Consider the following 17,231-nt stretch of genomic DNA (forward strand, 5'->3'; position numbering starts at 1 on the left):
CCTCGCCGCTATAATCCGCGCGCCGATGAACCCTTCCGAATCGACCGCCGACGACCTTCGGGTCACCCTCGAAGACGGCGGCCCCGCGCTGATCCCGTTCCGCTTCGCGACCGCCGACGCCGCCGTCGGTGACGACGCGCTGCTGACGATCGCCTGCGCACCGCTGGCCGGCCCGCGGCGCGAGTCCTGGTTCGCCGGCGGGATCGGCGAGAGCGCGGCGACCAGCGGCGCCGCCTGGGCCCACGGCAGCCGCTATGCGATGGTCGCGGTCGCGATCGACGAGGTCGACGGCGACATCGAGACCGCCGCCGCGATCGCCTACCAGCGCCTGCTGGTCGCGGTGCGACCGTCGGCGCATCCCTACCTGCTGCGGATCTGGAACTACTTCGCGGCGATCAACCGCGGCGACGGCGACGACGAGCGCTACCGCCGCTTCTGCGTCGGCCGTGCCCGCGGCGTCGACGGCATGTTCAACGACCCGCCACCGGCGGCGACCGCGATCGGCACCGACGGCGAACCCGGGCGCCTGCAGGTGGTCGCGCTGTGCGCGCGCGCCCCGGCGGTGGCGCTCGAGAACCCGCGGCAGACGCCGGCCTGGCGCTATCCGCGCGAACACGGGCCGGTGGCGCCCGGCTTCTCCCGCGGCGCCGTGCTCGACGCCGACGGCGAGATGCCGCAGCTGCTCGTCTCAGGCACCGCCAGCATCGTCGGCCACGTGTCGCAGCACCTCGGGGACTGCGGCGCGCAGCTGCAGGAGAGCCTGCGCAACCTCGCCGCGCTGATGGACGAGGCGAAGGCGCGCACCGGGGTCGCGTTCGCCTTCGAGCGCTGCCGGGCGCTGCGCATCTACCTGCGTCGGCCGGGCGACCTCGCCGCCGCCCGCGCCGTGCTCGCGGCGAGCGGGATCCCGCTCGAGCGAGTGGCCTGGCTGCGCGGCGACGTCTGCCGGCGCGAGCTCGACGTGGAACTCGAAGGCGTCTTCGCCTGACCCATCCGTTGGTTCACCCGTAGGAGCGGCTTCAGCCGCGATGCTGTCGAGGCCTCGGCTTCAGCCGCGATGCTTTCGAGACATGGGCTTCAGCGGTGAAGGTTTCAGGAGCATCGCGGCTGAAGCCGCTCCTACAGGGTGCCGGGGCGGGTCAGTCCTTCAGGCTGCGCTCGAAGAGCTGGAAGATGCGGCGGTACTGGTCGTACCAACTCTCCGGATGCTGGTAGCCGTGGCGCTCCAGCGGATAGCTGGCGAGCTCCCAGTGGTCCTTCTTCAGCTCGATCAGGCGCTGCGCGAGGCGGACCGAGTCCTGGTAGAAGACGTTGTCGTCGATCATGCCGTGCGAGATCAGCAGGTGGCCCTGCAGGTTCTGCGCGTACTCGATCGGCGAGGAGAGGCGGAACGCCTCCGGGTCGACATCCGGCGTGTTGAGGATGTTCGACGTGTACTCGTGGTTGTAGGTCGTCCAGTCGGTGACCGGGCGCAGCGCGGCGCCGGCCGCGAAGGTTTCCGGCGCGCGGAACAGGGCGATCAGGCTCATGAAGCCGCCGTAGCTGCCGCCGTAGATGCCGACGTTCTCCGGGTCGCCCTGGTGTTCGCGCACCATGTACGCGACGCCGTCCAGGTAGTCCTCGAGCTCGGGCTTTCCCATCTGCCGGTAGATCGCCGTGCGCCAGTCGCGGCCGTAGCCCTCGGAGGCGCGGAAGTCGAGGTCGAGCACGAGGTAGCTGTTCTCCACCAGCAGCTGGTGGAACATCTGCTCGCGGAAATAGTTCGGGAAGCGGTGGCTGACGTTCTGCAGGTAGCCGGCGCCGTGCACGAACATCACCACCGGATAGCGGCGGCCGGGCTCGAGCGTTTCCGGACGGTAGAGCTTGCCGTGGATGCGGCCGGCGCCGTGCGTCGACGGCACTTCGACCATGACCGGCGCCAGCCACTCGCGCGCGCGGTAGTCGGCCGTGCGGGTGTCGGTGAGCACGCGCGCCGCGCCGCCGGTGACCGGCTGCAGCGCCAGCTGCGGCGGCGTGTGGTGCGCCGACCAGCGCACGAGCAGCTGCTGCTGGTCCGGCGACAGCACGAAGGACTCGACGCCGTCGAGCGCCGTGACCTCGCGCACGTCGCCGCCGTCGCGCGACACCGTGCACACCTCGTAGTCGCCCGGCCACGCGCGGTTGCACAGGAAGTAGGCGGCGCTGCCGTCGGCCGTCCACACCGGTTCCGAGGCCTCCCAGCGACCGGAGGTCAGCGCTTTCGCGCGCCCGCCCGGCGCCAGCGTGTACAGGTGCGACCAGCCGCTCTGCTCGGACAGGAACCACAGCGTGCGGCCGTCCGGCAGCCAGCCGAAATCGTTGAAGTTCCAGTTGATCCAGCCCGGGTCGGTCAGCCGGTGCTGCGGCTGCAGGCGGCCGCCGGCGAGGTCGACCGTGGCGATCCAGCGATCCTTGTTGTCGACCGCGCGCGCCATCAGCGCGACACCGGTGCCGGCGTCGTTCCACAGCAGACCGTCGATGCGCACCGGCCGCTCGCCCTCGAGCGCCGGCAACTTCGCCGCCGCACGCAGGTCGGCGAGCGGATCGGTGGCGATCCCGGGCAGGGCGGCCAGGACCAGCGGCCGCACGCTGCCGTCCTGCAGGTCGACCAGGCGCAGCTGCTGGCCCTTCGGCGGATTGCGGCCGACGCGCACGCGCACGTCCTCGACTTCCTCGTAACCCGACTCGGTGACGTAGCGCGGCATCTTGCCGGCGCGGCCGGTTTCGCCGCCCTTGGCTTCGGTGACGACGACCAGCCAGCGGCCGTCCGGGGAAAGCGCGGTGGTGGCGATCACGACATCGTCGCCGAGGTAAACCGGCGCCGGCGCCCGCGTCGGGTCGGCGGCACGCAGCGCCTCGGCGTGCCGGCGCAGTTCATCGCGCTGCGCACGTTCGCGCGCCAGTGCCGCGCTCAGGCGCAACTGGTGGTCGCGCAGCGCATCGGCGGCCGGCGGCGCGTTCGGATCCTTCTCCGCCTTCACGATCGCCACCGCCTCGACCAGACCGCTGCCGGCCACCCAGCGATACCAGTCGTTGCCCTGGCGCCACAGCACGTCGCGGCCGTTCGCGGCGAAGCGCGGCGCATCCTCGGCCTCGGCGCTGCGGGTCAGCTGCTGCAGCCGTCCGCCCTCGCGCAGGAACACGTCGCCGTTGCGCACGAACAGCGCGCGCCGGCCGTCGGTCGAGAGCACCGGCCGTGCCGCATCGATGCCGACGAGGTCGGCCGCCTCCAGCTTCGTCGCCTCGCCGCCGGTCACCGCCAGCCGCCAGGTGTCGCGCACCGGCGAGCCTTCGCGCTTGAGCGTGAAGTAGACGGTGTCACCGGCCAGCGACCACCACGCGTTCTCGACCGGCGGCCCGATCCAGTCCGGGTGCGCCATCGCCTGGTCGAGCGTCAGCGCGGGTCCGGCCGCCGCGGCCGGCAGCGCGATTCCCAGCGACAGGACGAGGGCGAGGCGGAAGGCGAGCGGATGACGACGCATGGCGGCTCCAGAGCAGGGGCAAGGCCGGCAAGCCTAGCAAGCCCGCGATCGCGATCGCCCCTGCCGGCGGTCCCGCCGCGCTGGGCCGGCGGCGGCGAATGCCCGCATAATCGCCGCAGCCCGACGTGGTGACCCATGCAAGCTTTCGTCTACAAATCCCTGCGACGTCAGGGCAGCTATCTGTACCTCGCACGGCGCGACGATTTCTCGACCGTGCCCGAGCCGGTGCTCGCACCGCTGGGCCGGCTCGAATTCGTGCTCGAGTTCGCGTTGACCGCCGACCGCCGCCTCGCCCAGGCCGATCCGGCGGTGGTGCGGCGCAATCTCACCGACCGCGGCTTCCACCTGCAGGTGCCGCCGACGATGCCGGATCCGATGGTCGATGGCTGACGGCCGCCGCGCGATCCCGCTCTGGGCCTGGCTGCTCGCGGCCGTCGCGCTGACCCTGTCGCTGCTGGCGCCGTCGCCTTTCGCGACATTCGCCGCCTTGCTGGCACAGCCCGCCTGGGCCGCCGGACTCGCCGGCTGGCGCGGCCTGCGCTCGCCGGCGCTGGCCGATCGCCTGACCCTGCGCAGCAGCCTCGGCGGCGCCGGGCTGTGGCTCGCCGCGGCGGCGTTGCTGGCGCTGGCGGTCGGCTGGCCGCTGGCGGCGCTGCGCGAGACCGGATCGCTGGCGGCGGCGCTGGCCCTGAGCGCGCTCGCGGGTGCCGTGCTGCTGTGCGTGTGGCGGGCCTGGCCGGCCTTCGCGCTGGCGCTGCGCGAGGGGGCGCCGCCGCAGGCCCTGACGGCGGCGGTCGGCACCGCCACGGCGCAGGACGCCGGGCGGGGGTTCGTGGTCGCGCTGGCCTGCTTCCTGCTGCTCGTGGCGATCGTCGCGATCGCGTGGCCGGGCCTGCTGCCGGCGGCGTGGCGGGTGCCGGCGGTGCTGGCGCTGCTGCCGTTGACGGTCGGCGTGCACCTGCTGGTGCAGGCCTGCGGGCGGCCGCCGGCGCCGCGGCCGCTGGCGGCGCTGCCGATCGTCGGCGACGACGAGGCGGACCGCCGGCCCGTCGCGCCGGTGGCGGTCGACGACGACCCCGACAGCCGCCTCTACGCGGCCGCCCGCGCCGGCCGCATCGATGCCGCCCTGGCCGCGCTCGAACTGGGCGCCGATCCGGCGGCGGCACCGCTGCCCGGCGAGCGCGACCAGCGCACGCTGCCGATGCTCGCCGCCCTGCTCGGCGACCTGCGGCTGCTGCGCGAGCTGATCGCCCGCGGCGTCGACCTCAATGCCGAACACGGCGGCCTGACGCCGCTGCTGGTCGCCACCCGGGACAGCTGGCACGGCCGCCCCGAAGCGGTGATGACCCTGCTGACCAACGGCGCCGATGCCCGCCATCCCGATGCCGACGGCAATACGCCGTTGCACCATGCCGCGCGCAGCACCGACGCCGCCGTCGCGGCCCTGCTGCTCGATGCCGGTGCCGTGCTCGACGCGCTGAACGGCGAAGGTTTCAGCCCGCTCGGCATCGCCTGCGCCGCGGGCAACTGGCGGCTCGCGCGCTTCCTGCTCGAACGCGGCGCCAAACCGGAGCCGAAGGACGGCCAGCCGGCCCTGCTCGCCGCCGCCGCCGGCGACGACGATGCCGCCGGCGTGCAGCTGCTGCTGCGCCACAAGGCCAAGGTCGACGGCCGCGGGCGCGGCCACCGCAGCGCGCTGATGGTCGCCTGCGCCGCCGGCAATGCCGAGATCGTCGGCGAGCTGCTCGACGCCGGCGCCGACCGCAATGCCCGCGACGAGGACGGCATGACGCCGCTGCTGGAAGTCGCCCGCGGCGGTCACGCGGCGGCGCTGGCGCGGCTGGCGCAGGCGCGCCCGGACGTGGCCGCGGTCGACGCGCACGGCCGCAGCGCCCTCGTACTGGCGACGATGGGCGGCGCCGGCGCCGACTTCGTCCGCCACCTGATGGCGATCGGCGTCGATCCGGAACTGCGTGACGCCGACGGCCGCCGCGCGCTCGAGCACGCCCTCGGTGCCGGCCGCTGGCCGCTGGTCGCGGTGCTCGATCCGCACTATCCGCTGCCGGCGAGCATCGCCGAAGGCCTGGCCCAGGGCCCCTTCGAAAAGTCGCCGAAGGAACTGCTGCGCGAGGCGCTGGTCAGCGGCAGCCTGGAATCGGCCGACGCGATGCTGCGCCATGGCGCCGGCCCGGAGCCGGTCGCGCTGGCGGCGCTGCTGCTCGATTTCGCCGGTGACGGTCGCCTCGAGCTCGTCGACTGGCTGCTGCGCCATGGCGCCAGCGCCGAGGTGCCGGTCGACGGCCAGCACGGCGCGCTGTTCCACCTGCTCGCACGCGGCGGCAGCGCCGCGCCGGCGCTGCAGCGGATGCTCGAGCACGCGGTGCCGGTCGGTGGCCGCGGCGGGCTCGCGCGCTGGCTGCAGGCCTGTCTGACCGGCGAACACACCACGCGTGGTCACGAGCAGCTGGCGCTGGCGCTGCTCGAACGCGGCGCCGACGCCTTCGGCGCCGATGCCGGCGATCCGCCACTCGGGCTGGCGATCCGGCTCGGCTGGCTGCGCCTGGCCGAGGCCCTGCTCGCCGGCGGCGCCGACCCGAACGCCCGCGACGGCCGCGGCCATACGCCGCTGCACGCCGCCGCCAGCCTCGGCCGCGAAGGCGCGCTGCGGGTGCTGATCCGCCACGGCGCCTCGCCGGCGCTGACGGCGCCCGACGGGCAGACGCCGCTGGGCCTGGCACTGGTCGCCGACCGCCGCGAACTCTCGCACTGGCTGGAATGGCGGCACTGGCAGTTGCCGGGACGGGCGCTGCAGGCGTCCGACCTGCCGTCGGCGGCGATGGCCGGCGACGCCGACGCGGTGCTGCGCCTGCTCGAACTCGGACTGCCGGTGAACGGCGTCGACGCCCAGGGCTGCACGGCCCTGCTGCGCGCCGCCGGCGGTGGCCACGACGTGGTCGTCGCGCTGCTGCTCGAACACGGCGCCGACACCGCGATCGCCGCGCGCACCGGCGCGACCCCGCTGTCGGCGGCGATCAGCATGCGCCATGTCGGCGTCGTCGACCGCCTGCTGCGCGCCGGCGCCCGCGCCGACCAGGCGCTGCCCGGCGAGGTGACGCCGCTGATGCTGGCGGCCGCGCTCGGCCAGCCGGAACTGATCTCGCGCCTGCTCGCGCACGGCGCCGACCCGCATGCGCGCGACGCCCAGGGGCTCGGCGCGCTGCACTGCGCCGCGCTGCACGCGTTCTCGTCGCGCGACCGCCAGCGCGTGCTCGCCCTGTTCGACGTGCTGCTGATGGCCGACGTCGACGCCGACACCGGCAACGAAGCCGGGCAGACGCCGCTGCTGCTGCTGCTCGGCGCCCGCGCCGAGCCGGGCACCGCCTGCGACGAGGACGTGCTGCTGGCCGTGCTCGACCGCCTGGTCGGCGAAGGCGTGGACCTCGAGGCACGCGACCCGCGCGGCTTCGGTCCGCTGCACCTGGCGGCGATGCACGGCCTCGCCCGCGTCGTGCAGCGCCTGCTGCGCGAAGGCTGCAACCGGCAAGCGCGCGATTCGCTGGGGCGCACGCCGCACGACATCGCGGTGCTGCGCGGTTTCGTCGACGTCGCCGCGGAGTTCGAGCCGGCGCGCGCGTCGCCGTCGCTGGCGCGCTTCCTGCGCGAGCCCGGCAGCTGACATCGCCGCTGTCGCGGTCCGGACCGCCGGTCCTGCCGACGAGCGTCCGTACCTGTCGACCTCCGTTTCGGACACACTGGTGCCGCCGACGCAGACGACCGGTCGCATCACGGTCGACGTCGACGGCAGCGTTGTGGACGTCTCGCTCGACGGTGCCGAACGGCTCGGCGCCGAGGTCATCGCGGGTTACGAGAACGTGGTGCGCGGATGGCGTTTCGAGCCGGTGACCGAGGACGGGCGGCCGGTGCGCGCCGTCGCCCATATGCAACTTTCGCTGGTCGCGGCGCGCGACCTCGCGCGCGACCGGGCGAGCTTCGGGATCCGGCACGTCATATTCCTGGATCCGCCGACGTCGGCGGGCGGCGAGCCGGGCCGCCGGAGCGCAGGACTGAGGCCGCCGAACTATCCGGAGGAAGCGCTGCGCGCCGAAGCCGGGGCGGAGGTGATGCTGCTGGTCCAGACCGACGCCGAGGGAAAGGTCCTGGCTGTCCACGCCGACACCGTGACGCTGCTTCGGGCCGACCTGGGCAACCGCGCCGAACGGATGGCGAACCGCTTCGCGCGCGCCGCCGAACGGGCCGCGAAGCGCTGGCAGTTGCCCGGCTACGCCGACGGATTCGTGCGGGTCCCGGTGCGTTTCATCGTCGGGAGCGGCGATCTGTGGGAGCGCATGTACCCAGTCGCCTACGAACCCGATCCGTGGGTGCTGGCGACGCGCGCGCGGTACCAGCCGGAACTGCTGTCGGCGGACGGCGCCGCGCCGTCGAAGCTGCGCCTCCAGTCCGAGCTGGAGGGCGTACCCGGGCTGGACGGCGGCGGCTGAGGACGGGCTCAGCCCGGCCGGTCGCCGCCGGCGGTGCCGCCGCGGCGCTCGTCGGACACGATCCTGCCGTCGACGAGCGTGATGGTGCGGTCGCAGGTGTCCGCCAGGCGGGGGTCGTGGGTCACCACCAGCACCGCGCAGCCGAACTGGCGGTTGAAGCGGCGCAGCAGTTCGAACACGTCGGCGGCGGTTTTCGTGTCGAGGTTGCCGGTGGGCTCGTCGGCGAGCAGCAGCGAAGGTCGCGTCACCAGCGCGCGCACGATCGCGACCCGCTGCTGCTGGCCGCCGGAAAGCTGGTCGGGGCGGCGGTCGGCGAACTTCTCCAGGCCCACGTCGGCGAGCAGCGAGCGGGCGAAGTCGACGGTCTCGCGCTCGGGTTTGCCGCGCGCGACCATCACCGGCATCAGCACGTTCTCGAGCGCGCTGAAGGCGCCGATCAGGTGGTGGAACTGGAACACGAAGCCGAGGTGGCGGCCGCGCAGCGCGGTGCGGCCCTCGTCGTCCATCGTGTGGGTCGGCTGGCCGTCGAGCCAGAGCTCGCCGGCGGTCGGCGAGTCGAGCAGGCCGATCAGGTTCAGCAGCGTGCTCTTGCCGGAGCCGGACGGCCCGACGAGGGCGGCGAAGTCGGCGCTGTCCAGGCGCAGGTCGATGCCGTGCAGCACCTCGACCTCGTTCGGTTTGCCGATGTTGTAGGACTTGCGCAGCTGCTCGAGCCGCATCACCTCGCGGATCTCAGGCATGGCGGATCGCCTCCACCGGGTCCAGGCGCGAGGCGCGCGAGGCCGGGACCGCCGCGGCCACGACGCCGGCGACCGTCGCCAGCGCCATCGCCGCCGGCACCAGGCTCGGCGGCATCGGGATGAAGAAGAGCTTCGGCCCGAAGGTGTTGAAGGCCGCGACCAGCAGCCAGCCGCCGAAGGCGCCGAGCGCCGAGCCGATCAGGCCGAGCACCGCACCCTGCACCAGGAACACCGAAAGCATCTGCCGCCGGCGCGTGCCCATCGCGCGCAGGATGCCGATCTCGCGCGTGCGCTGCACGACGCTCACGGCCAGCACGCTGGCGATGCCGAGCGCGACCGACAGCGCGACGAAGGCGCTGATCATCCGCGTCGACAGGCTCTGCGAGCGGATCGCATTCATCAGCTGCGCATTGGTTTCCATCCAGCTTTCGGCGCGCAGGCCGGTCAGCCCACCGATGCGCGCGGCGACGCGATCGGCGGCGAACAGCTCGGCGACGGTGACGTCGATCAGGGTCACCCCGCCGGGCAGCCCGAGCAGCGACTGCGCCTGCTTGAGGTCGACGTAGACATAGCGCGCATCGAGTTCGCGCACGCCGAAGGCGAAGATGCCGGCGACGTTGACGATCGCCTCGCGGCCGTCACCGGCATCCAGGCGCAGCTTGCCGCCGACGCGCAGGCCGAGGTCCTCGGCGAGCTGGCGGCCGATCACCGCATCGCCGGAACCGACGCTCAACCGGCCCTCCAGCATGTTCTGGTCGAGCGGAATGACCCGCAGGTAGCGCGCCGGCTCCATGCCGATCAGCGCGACCGACTGCACCGCCTCGCCGCGGCGGCCGAAGGCGGGGCCGGACACCACCGGCGACGCGGCGGTGACGCCGGGCAGGGCATCGAGCACCGCCAGCACCTGCGGCCAGTCGTCGATCGGCCGCAAGGCCTGCGCGCGCGGGTCCTCGAGCACGAGACGGCGCACGCCGTCCGGGGCCGGCGCGATGCGGTTGAGCTCGCGCGGCGCCTCGACGCGCACATGCGCCTGGGTGCCGAGCGTGCGCGCGATGATGTTGGCCTGCAGGCCGCTGATCAGCGCGGTGACGAACACGATCACCGCGACGCCGACGGCGATGCCGACCAGGATCAGCGTGGTCTGCGCCTTGCCCTGGCGCAGGAAGCGCAGCGCGAGGGTGGTCTCGATCCACATGCGCTCAGTCGAGCTGCACGGGCAGTTCGCCGCGGCTGCGGTCGGCGCCGGTCTTCGGGGCCGGCTGTTCGTCGATGCGCACGCGGTCGCCTTCCGCCGGCAACGCGTCGCGGGCCAGCGCGGTCGCGGCGAGCACGCGGTCGCCGGCCTGCAGGCCTTCGCGCACCTCGCTCATCGCCAGCCCGCGCAGGCCGAGTTTCACCGGCACCCGCTGCACGCGCCCGTCGCGCACGCGCAACACGAGGGCGGTGCCGCGGCCTTCGTCGACCTCGAGCAGGGCGTCGTCCGGCACCACCAGCGCATCGGCGGCTTCGCCGGTGGTGATCGTCGCGGTGACCGTCATGTCCTGGCGCAGGAAATCGACCTCGTTGCCGAAGCGCAGGCGCACGTCGACGGTGCCGCGGCTAGGGTCGACCGCCGGGGCGATGTGGTGCACGGTCGCGGCGAAGGGACGGTCGGGGAAAGCATCGGCGATGCCGGTCGCGGGCTGGCCGACGGCGATGCGGGCGAGATTCTTCTCGTCGAGCGGAATGCGCAGCTCGCCCGGGTCGTCGCGGGCGATCTCGAACAGCACATCGCCGGCGCGCACGATGTCGCCGGGTTCGACGCCGCGGGTCAGCACGGTGCCGGCGACGGTCGCGCGGACCTCGGCGCGGGCGAGTGCGGCCTCGGCGGCGGCGAGGCGTTCGCGCGCCTGCGTCTCGCGGGCGCCGCCGGCGAGCGCTTCCACCGCGAGTTGCGCCTGTTCGGCGGCGGCGCGGGCGGCGATTTCGGCCTGCACCGCCTGTTCTATCTGTTCGCGGGTCACCAGCTGGCGTTCGCCGAGTTCGCGGCGGCGCGCCAGTTCGCGTTCGGCCTGGGCAAGGCGGGCGCGGGCCTCGCGCAGCCGGGCGCGGGCATCGGGCAGTTCGGCCTCGCGCAGGGCGGCGAGCGCCGCGGCGGCTTCGTCGCGCTGGGCCTGCAGGTCCTGGGCGCGCAGTTCGACCAGCAGGTCGCCGGGGGCGACGCGGTCGCCTTCCATCACATGGCGGGCGACCACCAGGCCGGCGATCTCGGCGCCGACCTGCACCCGCGACGGCGCCGCGACGCGGCCGGTGGCGACCACCGTCTGCACCACCGGGCCGGCTTCGACGGTATAGCCCGGGAGCTCGGGGCCGCGCGCTTTCGCGAACAGCCAGGCGGTGATCAGCAGCAGGGCGAGTACGGCCGCGGCGAGTTGCCAGCGGCGGAGTCGGAAACGGGGCATGGGCGGGTCGGCGAGGGGGACGGCCGATCATCGCGCGGGATGGGGTGGGTGGTCGATGAAGCCGGGCGGGACGCAATGGGATGGCTGCGAGAGGCCCGGAAACGGGGAAGGCCCCGCGGGCGGGGCCTTCTTGCATCGCGGGTGGGGCAGCGCGGGTGGAGTATCGCGGCTGAAGCCGCTCCTACAGAGGTCGATGAAGCGCTCAGCGCTTCATCGACTGGAAGAACTCGTCGTTGGACTTGGTGTTCTTCATCTTGTCGAGCAGGAATTCCATCGCCGCCAGCTCGTCCATCGGGTGCAGCAGCTTCCGCAGGATCCAGATCTTCTGCAGCATGTCCGGCTCGATCAGCAACTCTTCGCGGCGCGTGCCGGAGCGGTTGATGTTGATCGCCGGGTAGACGCGCTTCTCGGCGATGCGGCGGTCCAGGTGCACTTCGCTGTTGCCGGTGCCCTTGAACTCCTCGTAGATCACCTCGTCCATCTTCGAGCCGGTTTCAACCAGCGCGGTGGCGATGATGGTCAGCGAGCCGCCTTCCTCGACGTTGCGCGCGGCGCCGAAGAAGCGCTTCGGGCGGTGCAGCGCATTGGCGTCGACACCACCGGTCAGCACCTTGCCGGAGCTCGGCACGACGGTGTTGTAGGCGCGGGCGAGGCGGGTGATCGAGTCGAGCATGATCACCACGTCCTTCTTGTGCTCGACCAGGCGCTTGGCGCGCTCGATCACCATCTCGGCGACCTGGACGTGGCGCGCGGCCGGCTCGTCGAACGTGGACGAAATGACCTCGCCGCGCACGCTGCGCTGCATCTCGGTCACTTCCTCGGGGCGTTCGTCGATCAGCAGCACGATCAGGTGCACGTCCGGATGGTTGTGCAGGATGGCCTGGGCGACGTTCTGCATCAGCATCGTCTTGCCGGCCTTCGGCGGCGACACGATCAGCGCGCGCTGGCCCTTGCCGATCGGCGACATCAGGTCCATCACGCGGCCGGTGATGTCTTCCGACGAACCGTTGCCGCGCTCGAGGCGGAAGCGCTCGCGCGGGAACAGCGGCGTCAGGTTCTCGAACAGCACCTTGCCCTTCGACGCCTCCGGCGGTTCGCCGTTGATGGTGTCGACGATGTTCAGCGCGACGTAGCGCTCGCCGTCCTTCGGGCTGCGGATGCGGCCGGAGATCTCGTCGCCGGTACGCAGGTTGAAGCGGCGGATCTGGCTCGGCGAGATGTAGACATCGTCCGGGCCGGCGAGATAGCTGGCGTCGTCGCTGCGCAGGAAGCCGTAGCCGTCCGGCAGGATCTCGAGCACGCCGTCGCCGGCGACGCCTTGCGGGTGGCGGGTCAGGATCTTCAGCAGCGCGAAGGTGACGTCCTGCTTGCGCATGCGCGCGACGCCTTCGTGCAGGCCCAGCTTCTCGGCGATCTCGAGCAGCTTGTACGTGGGCATCCGCTTCAGGTCGTTGAGGCTGTAGACCGGGAAGTCGGGCGGCAGCTGCGGCGGCGGGCGGTCGTTGCCGCCGCCATTGCCCTGGCCGCCCTGGCCATTGCCTTCGAACTCGCCGTCGCCACCGCGTTCGCGGTCGCGGAAACGGTCGCGCTTGTCACGGAAGCGGTCACGGCGGTTGCGGCGGCCGCCACCTTCGCGGAAGCCCTGCGGGTTCTGCCCCTGGCCACCCTGACCCGGGCCCTGGCCCTGGCCACCTTCGTCACCGTCGCGGCTGCCGCCGGAGGCGCCCTGGGCGTCGCCGCCGGTCGCGCCGCCGCCGTCGCTGCGCTCGGGCGCGGCTTCGCGGCGCTCGCCGGCGGGCGTATCGCCACCGCGCTCGGCGGCCGGCCGCGGCTCGGGCGCCTCGGCCTTCGCCGGGGCGGCCGCGGGCGCGGGTGCCGGTGCGCTCTCGACCGCCGGAGTGGCGGCCGCAGCGGCGGATTCGGGATTGGCGGCCGCGCGCGTGCGACGCGGGCGCTTCTCGGCGGGGGCGCCGGAGTCGTTGCTGTTTTCGGACACGGAATTCACCTCGCGAACGCGAGCGTGTGGGAGAAGGGGGGAGTACAGAGGGTGGACGCGAGCGGCGTCCGACGTGGCAACGCTATCACCGGCAGGGCCGCGGCGACAAGCCGCGGCCCGCGGGAAACATTCAGGCGACGGCCTTGTCGAGCATCTGGGTCAGCAGCGCGCGGATGTTGCCCGGCACGCCGACCTGGGTCGCCTCGACCTTGCCGCCCTTGAAGAGCAGCAGGGTCGGCAGGTTGCGGATCTGGAACTGGCGGGCCACCTGCGGATTCTGGTCGAGGTCGACCTTCACCACCCTGGCACGGCCGGCGTAGCTCTTCGCCAGCTCGTCGACGATCGGGCCGATGGCCTTGCACGGGGCGCACCAGGGCGCCCAGAAATCGACCAGCACCGGGGTCGACGACTCGAGCACCTGCGCTGCGAAGTCGGCGTCGCCCACATGAAGCACCAACTCGCTCATGCGTCAAACTCCTGATTTTCTTGGGGGATGCGGCCGGCCCCGGCCGCCGTTACTGGGGTAAACTGGGGCGCTTTCCGAAATCATTCAACCGCCAGCGGCATCCCAGGATCGTGAACGCAGTGTGCGTTTCTCCGGACCGGCCGCGCAAGCGCGAAGCCCGCGCAACCAAGAGACCCGAATGTCCGACAAGCCGCTGACCGACATCTCCTTTTCCAGCTTCGCGCTGCATCCCGCCCTGCTCGCCGGGCTCGAAGCCGCCGGCTTCACCCGCTGCACCCCGATCCAGGCCCTGACCCTGCCGATCGCCCTGCAGGGCCGCGACGTCGCCGGCCAGGCACAGACCGGCACCGGCAAGACCCTCGCCTTCCTCGTCGCGCTGATGAACCGGCTGCTGACCCGTCCGGCCCTCGCCGAGCGCAAGCCCGAGGATCCGCGCGCGCTCATCCTCGCCCCGACCCGCGAGCTGGCCATCCAGATCCACAAGGACGCGGTGAAGTTCGGTGCCGATCTCGGCCTGCGCTTCGCCCTCGTCTACGGTGGCGTCGACTACGACAAGCAGCGCGAACTGCTGCAGCAGGGCGTCGACGTGATCATCGCCACGCCGGGCCGGCTGATCGACTACGTGAAGCAGCACAAGGTCGTCTCGCTGCACGCCTGCGAAGTCTGCGTGCTCGACGAGGCCGACCGCATGTTCGACCTCGGCTTCATCAAGGACATCCGCTTCCTGCTGCGGCGCATGCCGATCCGCACCGAACGCCAGACCCTGCTGTTCTCGGCGACGCTGAGCCACCGCGTGCTCGAGCTCGCCTACGAGCACATGAACGAGCCCGAGAAGCTCGTCGTCGAGACCGAGACGATCACCGCCGCGAAGGTGCGCCAGCTCGTCTACTTCCCGGCCGACGAGGAGAAGATCCCGCTGCTGATCGGCCTGCTGACGCGTTCGGAAGGCCATCGCACGATGGTGTTCGTGAACACCAAGGTCTGGGTCGAGCGCGTCGCGCGCGCGCTCGAGAAGGCCGGTTTCCGCGTCGGCGTGCTGTCCGGCGACGTGCCGCAGAAGAAGCGCGAGTCGCTGCTCGGCCGCTTCCAGAAGGGCCAGCTCGACATCCTGGTCGCCACCGACGTCGCCGCCCGCGGCCTGCACATCGACGGTGTCAGCCACGTCTACAACTACGACCTGCCGTTCGACGCCGAGGACTACGTGCACCGCATCGGCCGCACGGCGCGCCTGGGCGCCGAAGGCGACGCGATCAGCTTCGCCTGCGAGCGCTATGCGATGTCCTTGCCCGACATCGAGGCCTACATCGAACAGAAGCTGCCGACCGCGCCGGTCGATCCCGAACTGCTGGTGCCGGTGCCGCGCGCACCGCGGCCGAAGGTCGAGGGCGAGGACGACGGCGAGAGCATCGGCGCGATCTACCGCGAGGTCCGCGAGGCGCGCGCCGCCGAGGACGAGAAGCGCGGCCGTGCGCCGCGCGGTGGTGGCGGTGGTGGCGGCCGTAGCGGCAGCCGCGGTCCGCGCGGCGAGGGTGGCCGTGGCGACGGCGCCCGTGGCGAGGGCCGCGGTCGCGGCGAGCGGCGTCCGCGCCCGGCCGCGGCAGCCTCGGACGCGCCGGCGGTGGAAACGCCGGTGGCCGAGGGCGCCGAGCGCCCCGCCCAGCGTCCGCAGCCATCGGCACCGCTGTCGGCCGATCCGTCGGCGCCGCCGCGCAAGCGCCGCCGGCGTCGCCGCGGCCGTCCGGTCGAGGGCGCCGAGGCTGGCGAGAACGGCACGCCGCGGGCCGCCGAGTCGAAGCCGTCGGCGGCCAGCACGGCGCCGCCGTCCGCACCGGCATCCGGCAAGCCTTCGCTGCTCGGCCGCCTGAAGGCCGGGCTGCGTTCGCTGGTCAAGCGCAGCCCGCCGACCGGCCACTGAGCCCCCGCGGCGACGCATGTCCCTGCTTCGCTTCGACAATGTCTCCAAGACCTGGCCCGGCGTCGCCGCCGGGCTGAGCGACGTCAGCTTCCGCGTCGAGGACGGCGAGATGCTGTTCGTGACCGGCCATTCCGGCGCCGGCAAGAGCACCCTGCTGCGCCTGGTGCACCTGTCCGAGCGGCCGAGCCGCGGCACGGTGCTGTTCGAGGAACGCAATCTCGCGAAGGTGCGCGGCAGCAAGGTGCCGCTGCACCGGCGCCAGGTCGGGGTCGTGTTCCAGGACCACCGGCTGCTGACCGACCGCACCGTGTTCGACAACGTCGCGCTGCCGCTGCTGATCGCCGGCACGCCGGCGGCCGAGGTCGGCAAGCGGGTGCGCCATGTGCTCGACCAGGTCGGCCTGGGTGACCGCGGCAAGGCGCTGCCGCTGCAGCTTTCGACCGGCGAACAGCAGCGCGTGGGCATCGCCCGCGCGATCGTCGCGCAGCCGAAGCTGCTGGTCGCCGACGAACCCACCGGCAACCTCGACCCGCAACTGGCGGCCGAGATCATGCAGCTGTTCGCTTCGCTGCCGGCGCTCGGCACGACGGTGATGATCGCCAGTCACGACCTCGCGCTGGTCAAGCGCATGCGCCGGCGGGTGCTGGTGCTCGACCATGGCCGCCTCGTCGACGACATCGCCCCCGAGGACCTCGCCGCATGAGCCGTCGCGAGGTGCCGGCGAAACCCGCCGCCGCGGCGACCCGCACCGTGGCCACCCGCCGCCGGCTGCGCGCCTGGCGCGAACAGCATGTGCATGCGTTGCTGTCGAGCCTGGGCCGGCTCGCGCGGCGGCCGTTCGCGACCCTGCTGACGGTCGGGGTGATGGCGGTGGCGCTGGCGCTGCCGCTCGGCCTGGGGCTGGCGCTGGCGAACATCGAGCGCTTCTCCGGCAGCGTCGCCGAGTCGCGCGAGGTCAGCGCCTTCCTGAAGCCCGACATCGACGCCCACACCGCCCGCTCGCTGGCCGGCGGCCTGACGATGCGCCCCGACGTCGCCGAGGTGAAGGTGAAGACGCCGGAGGAGGCGCTCGCCGAGTTCCGGGCGATGAGCGAACTCGGCGACGCGCTCGACCTGCTGGCCGAAAACCCGCTGCCGGCGGTGCTGGTCGTGCAGCCGCGCGACGACGGCGCCGCCCTGGTGGAGGCGCTGCAGCTGATGCCGCAGGTGGAATACGTGCAGCACGATGCGGTCTGGCGGCAGCGGCTCGGCGCCTGGCTCGGCTTCGGCGAACGCCTGGTGCAGGTGATCGCGGTACTGCTCGGCCTCGGCGTGCTGCTGGTGGTCGGCAATACCGTGCGCCTGGACATCGCCGCCCGCGCCGAGGAGATCGGCGTGCTGCAGCACCTCGGCGCCACCGACGGCTTCGTGCGCCGGCCGTTCCTGTATCTGGGCGCCTGCTACGGGCTGCTCGCCGGTCTGTTCGCCGCCGGTCTGCTGGCGGCCGCCGGCCAGGCCCTGCAGCCGCGGCTGGCGGCCCTGGTCGCCAGTTACGGCAGCCGCTTCACCCTCGAGGGACCCGGCTGGCAGGGTGGCGGCCTGCTGCTGGTCGCGGCCGCCGGCATCGGGTGGCTGGGCGCGTGGCTCGCGACAGGGCATCATCTACGCCGGACCCGTCCCACGGACGTGTGATCA

Annotated in this window: 13 protein-coding genes; 7 read left to right on the plus strand and 6 right to left on the minus strand. The window is 72.9% G+C overall.

The window, feature by feature from the left end:
* The first annotated feature begins 25 nt into the window (after positions 1 to 25).
* The gene (locus tag K311_RS16435; RefSeq protein ID WP_051239934.1) at positions 26 to 988 is read left to right on the plus strand and encodes a chorismate transformation FkbO/Hyg5 family protein; all 963 of its coding nucleotides are present in this window, start codon (positions 26 to 28) and stop codon (positions 986 to 988) included.
* A gap of 151 nt (positions 989 to 1,139) precedes the next feature.
* Here the strand turns inward: K311_RS16435 and K311_RS0110165 are convergent, their stop codons facing one another.
* Positions 1,140 to 3,500, minus strand: coding sequence for a S9 family peptidase (locus K311_RS0110165; protein ID WP_026817223.1), 2,361 nt, complete (start codon positions 3,498 to 3,500; stop codon positions 1,140 to 1,142).
* Positions 3,501 to 3,635: 135 nt separating this feature from the next.
* Between K311_RS0110165 and K311_RS0110170 the strand changes: the two genes are divergently transcribed.
* The 3 genes from K311_RS0110170 (at position 3,636) to K311_RS0110180 (ending at position 7,999) form a co-directional block, all read left to right on the plus strand.
* Positions 3,636 to 3,890 (plus strand): YcgL domain-containing protein, encoded by a 255-nt coding sequence (locus K311_RS0110170; RefSeq protein WP_026817224.1) that lies wholly within the window; start codon positions 3,636 to 3,638, stop codon positions 3,888 to 3,890.
* Complete coding sequence (locus tag K311_RS0110175) at positions 3,883 to 7,176, plus strand: ankyrin repeat domain-containing protein (RefSeq protein ID WP_026817225.1); 3,294 nt, start codon at positions 3,883 to 3,885, stop codon at positions 7,174 to 7,176. The genes K311_RS0110170 and K311_RS0110175 overlap by 8 nt, the downstream gene beginning before the upstream one ends.
* A gap of 79 nt (positions 7,177 to 7,255) precedes the next feature.
* Entirely contained in the window at positions 7,256 to 7,999 is a 744-nt protein-coding gene (locus K311_RS0110180; protein WP_026817226.1) for a hypothetical protein, read from the plus strand.
* Between the two features lie 8 nt (positions 8,000 to 8,007).
* Here the strand turns inward: K311_RS0110180 and K311_RS0110185 are convergent, their stop codons facing one another.
* The 5 genes from K311_RS0110185 to trxA form a co-directional block, all read right to left on the minus strand.
* Positions 8,008 to 8,739 carry an ABC transporter ATP-binding protein gene (locus tag K311_RS0110185; RefSeq protein WP_026817227.1) on the minus strand — a complete coding sequence of 244 codons (732 nt, stop codon included), beginning with the start codon at positions 8,737 to 8,739 and terminating at the stop codon, positions 8,008 to 8,010.
* Positions 8,732 to 9,934, minus strand: a complete 1,203-nt coding sequence (locus K311_RS0110190; protein ID WP_026817228.1) for an ABC transporter permease — start codon at positions 9,932 to 9,934, stop codon at positions 8,732 to 8,734. The genes K311_RS0110185 and K311_RS0110190 overlap by 8 nt, the downstream gene beginning before the upstream one ends.
* Before the next feature lie 4 nt (positions 9,935 to 9,938).
* Positions 9,939 to 11,180 carry an efflux RND transporter periplasmic adaptor subunit gene (locus tag K311_RS0110195; protein ID WP_026817229.1) on the minus strand — a complete coding sequence of 414 codons (1,242 nt, stop codon included), beginning with the start codon at positions 11,178 to 11,180 and terminating at the stop codon, positions 9,939 to 9,941.
* A gap of 202 nt (positions 11,181 to 11,382) precedes the next feature.
* On the minus strand, positions 11,383 to 13,176 hold the full coding sequence (gene rho / locus K311_RS0110200) for a transcription termination factor Rho (protein WP_026817230.1): 1,794 nt from the start codon (positions 13,174 to 13,176) through the stop codon (positions 11,383 to 11,385).
* Between the two features lie 130 nt (positions 13,177 to 13,306).
* Positions 13,307 to 13,642, minus strand: coding sequence for a thioredoxin (gene trxA / locus K311_RS0110205; RefSeq protein ID WP_026817231.1), 336 nt, complete (start codon positions 13,640 to 13,642; stop codon positions 13,307 to 13,309).
* A gap of 178 nt (positions 13,643 to 13,820) precedes the next feature.
* Between trxA and rhlB the strand changes: the two genes are divergently transcribed.
* The 3 genes from rhlB to ftsX are packed head-to-tail and all read left to right on the plus strand — an operon-like array spanning position 13,821 to position 17,228.
* Entirely contained in the window at positions 13,821 to 15,557 is a 1,737-nt protein-coding gene (rhlB, locus tag K311_RS0110210; protein ID WP_026817232.1) for an ATP-dependent RNA helicase RhlB, read from the plus strand.
* 16 nt (positions 15,558 to 15,573) lie between these two features.
* Positions 15,574 to 16,260, plus strand: coding sequence for a cell division ATP-binding protein FtsE (ftsE, locus tag K311_RS0110215; protein ID WP_026817233.1), 687 nt, complete (start codon positions 15,574 to 15,576; stop codon positions 16,258 to 16,260).
* Positions 16,257 to 17,228, plus strand: coding sequence for a permease-like cell division protein FtsX (gene ftsX, locus K311_RS0110220; RefSeq protein ID WP_043797532.1), 972 nt, complete (start codon positions 16,257 to 16,259; stop codon positions 17,226 to 17,228). The genes ftsE and ftsX overlap by 4 nt, the downstream gene beginning before the upstream one ends.
* Positions 17,229 to 17,231 lie beyond the last annotated feature (3 nt).

The organism is Arenimonas composti TR7-09 = DSM 18010 (assembly GCF_000426365.1).
Classification (GTDB): domain Bacteria; phylum Pseudomonadota; class Gammaproteobacteria; order Xanthomonadales; family Xanthomonadaceae; genus Arenimonas; species Arenimonas composti.

Bases quoted from the DNA above. Each gene is read 5' to 3' on its own strand.
- trxA (WP_026817231.1), bottom strand. From the start codon at position 13,642: ATGAGCGAGTTGGTGCTTCATGTGGGCGACGCCGACTTCGCAGCGCAG.
- K311_RS0110170 (WP_026817224.1), top strand. From the start codon at position 3,636: ATGCAAGCTTTCGTCTACAAATCCCTGCGACGTCAGGGCAGCTATCTG.
- rhlB (WP_026817232.1), top strand. From the start codon at position 13,821: ATGTCCGACAAGCCGCTGACCGACATCTCCTTTTCCAGCTTCGCGCTG.
- K311_RS0110185 (WP_026817227.1), bottom strand. From the start codon at position 8,739: ATGCCTGAGATCCGCGAGGTGATGCGGCTCGAGCAGCTGCGCAAGTCC.
- K311_RS0110175 (WP_026817225.1), top strand. From the start codon at position 3,883: ATGGCTGACGGCCGCCGCGCGATCCCGCTCTGGGCCTGGCTGCTCGCG.
- K311_RS0110165 (WP_026817223.1), bottom strand. From the start codon at position 3,500: ATGCGTCGTCATCCGCTCGCCTTCCGCCTCGCCCTCGTCCTGTCGCTG.
- ftsE (WP_026817233.1), top strand. From the start codon at position 15,574: ATGTCCCTGCTTCGCTTCGACAATGTCTCCAAGACCTGGCCCGGCGTC.
- K311_RS0110195 (WP_026817229.1), bottom strand. From the start codon at position 11,180: ATGCCCCGTTTCCGACTCCGCCGCTGGCAACTCGCCGCGGCCGTACTC.
- ftsX (WP_043797532.1), top strand. From the start codon at position 16,257: ATGAGCCGTCGCGAGGTGCCGGCGAAACCCGCCGCCGCGGCGACCCGC.
- K311_RS0110190 (WP_026817228.1), bottom strand. From the start codon at position 9,934: ATGTGGATCGAGACCACCCTCGCGCTGCGCTTCCTGCGCCAGGGCAAG.
- K311_RS16435 (WP_051239934.1), top strand. From the start codon at position 26: ATGAACCCTTCCGAATCGACCGCCGACGACCTTCGGGTCACCCTCGAA.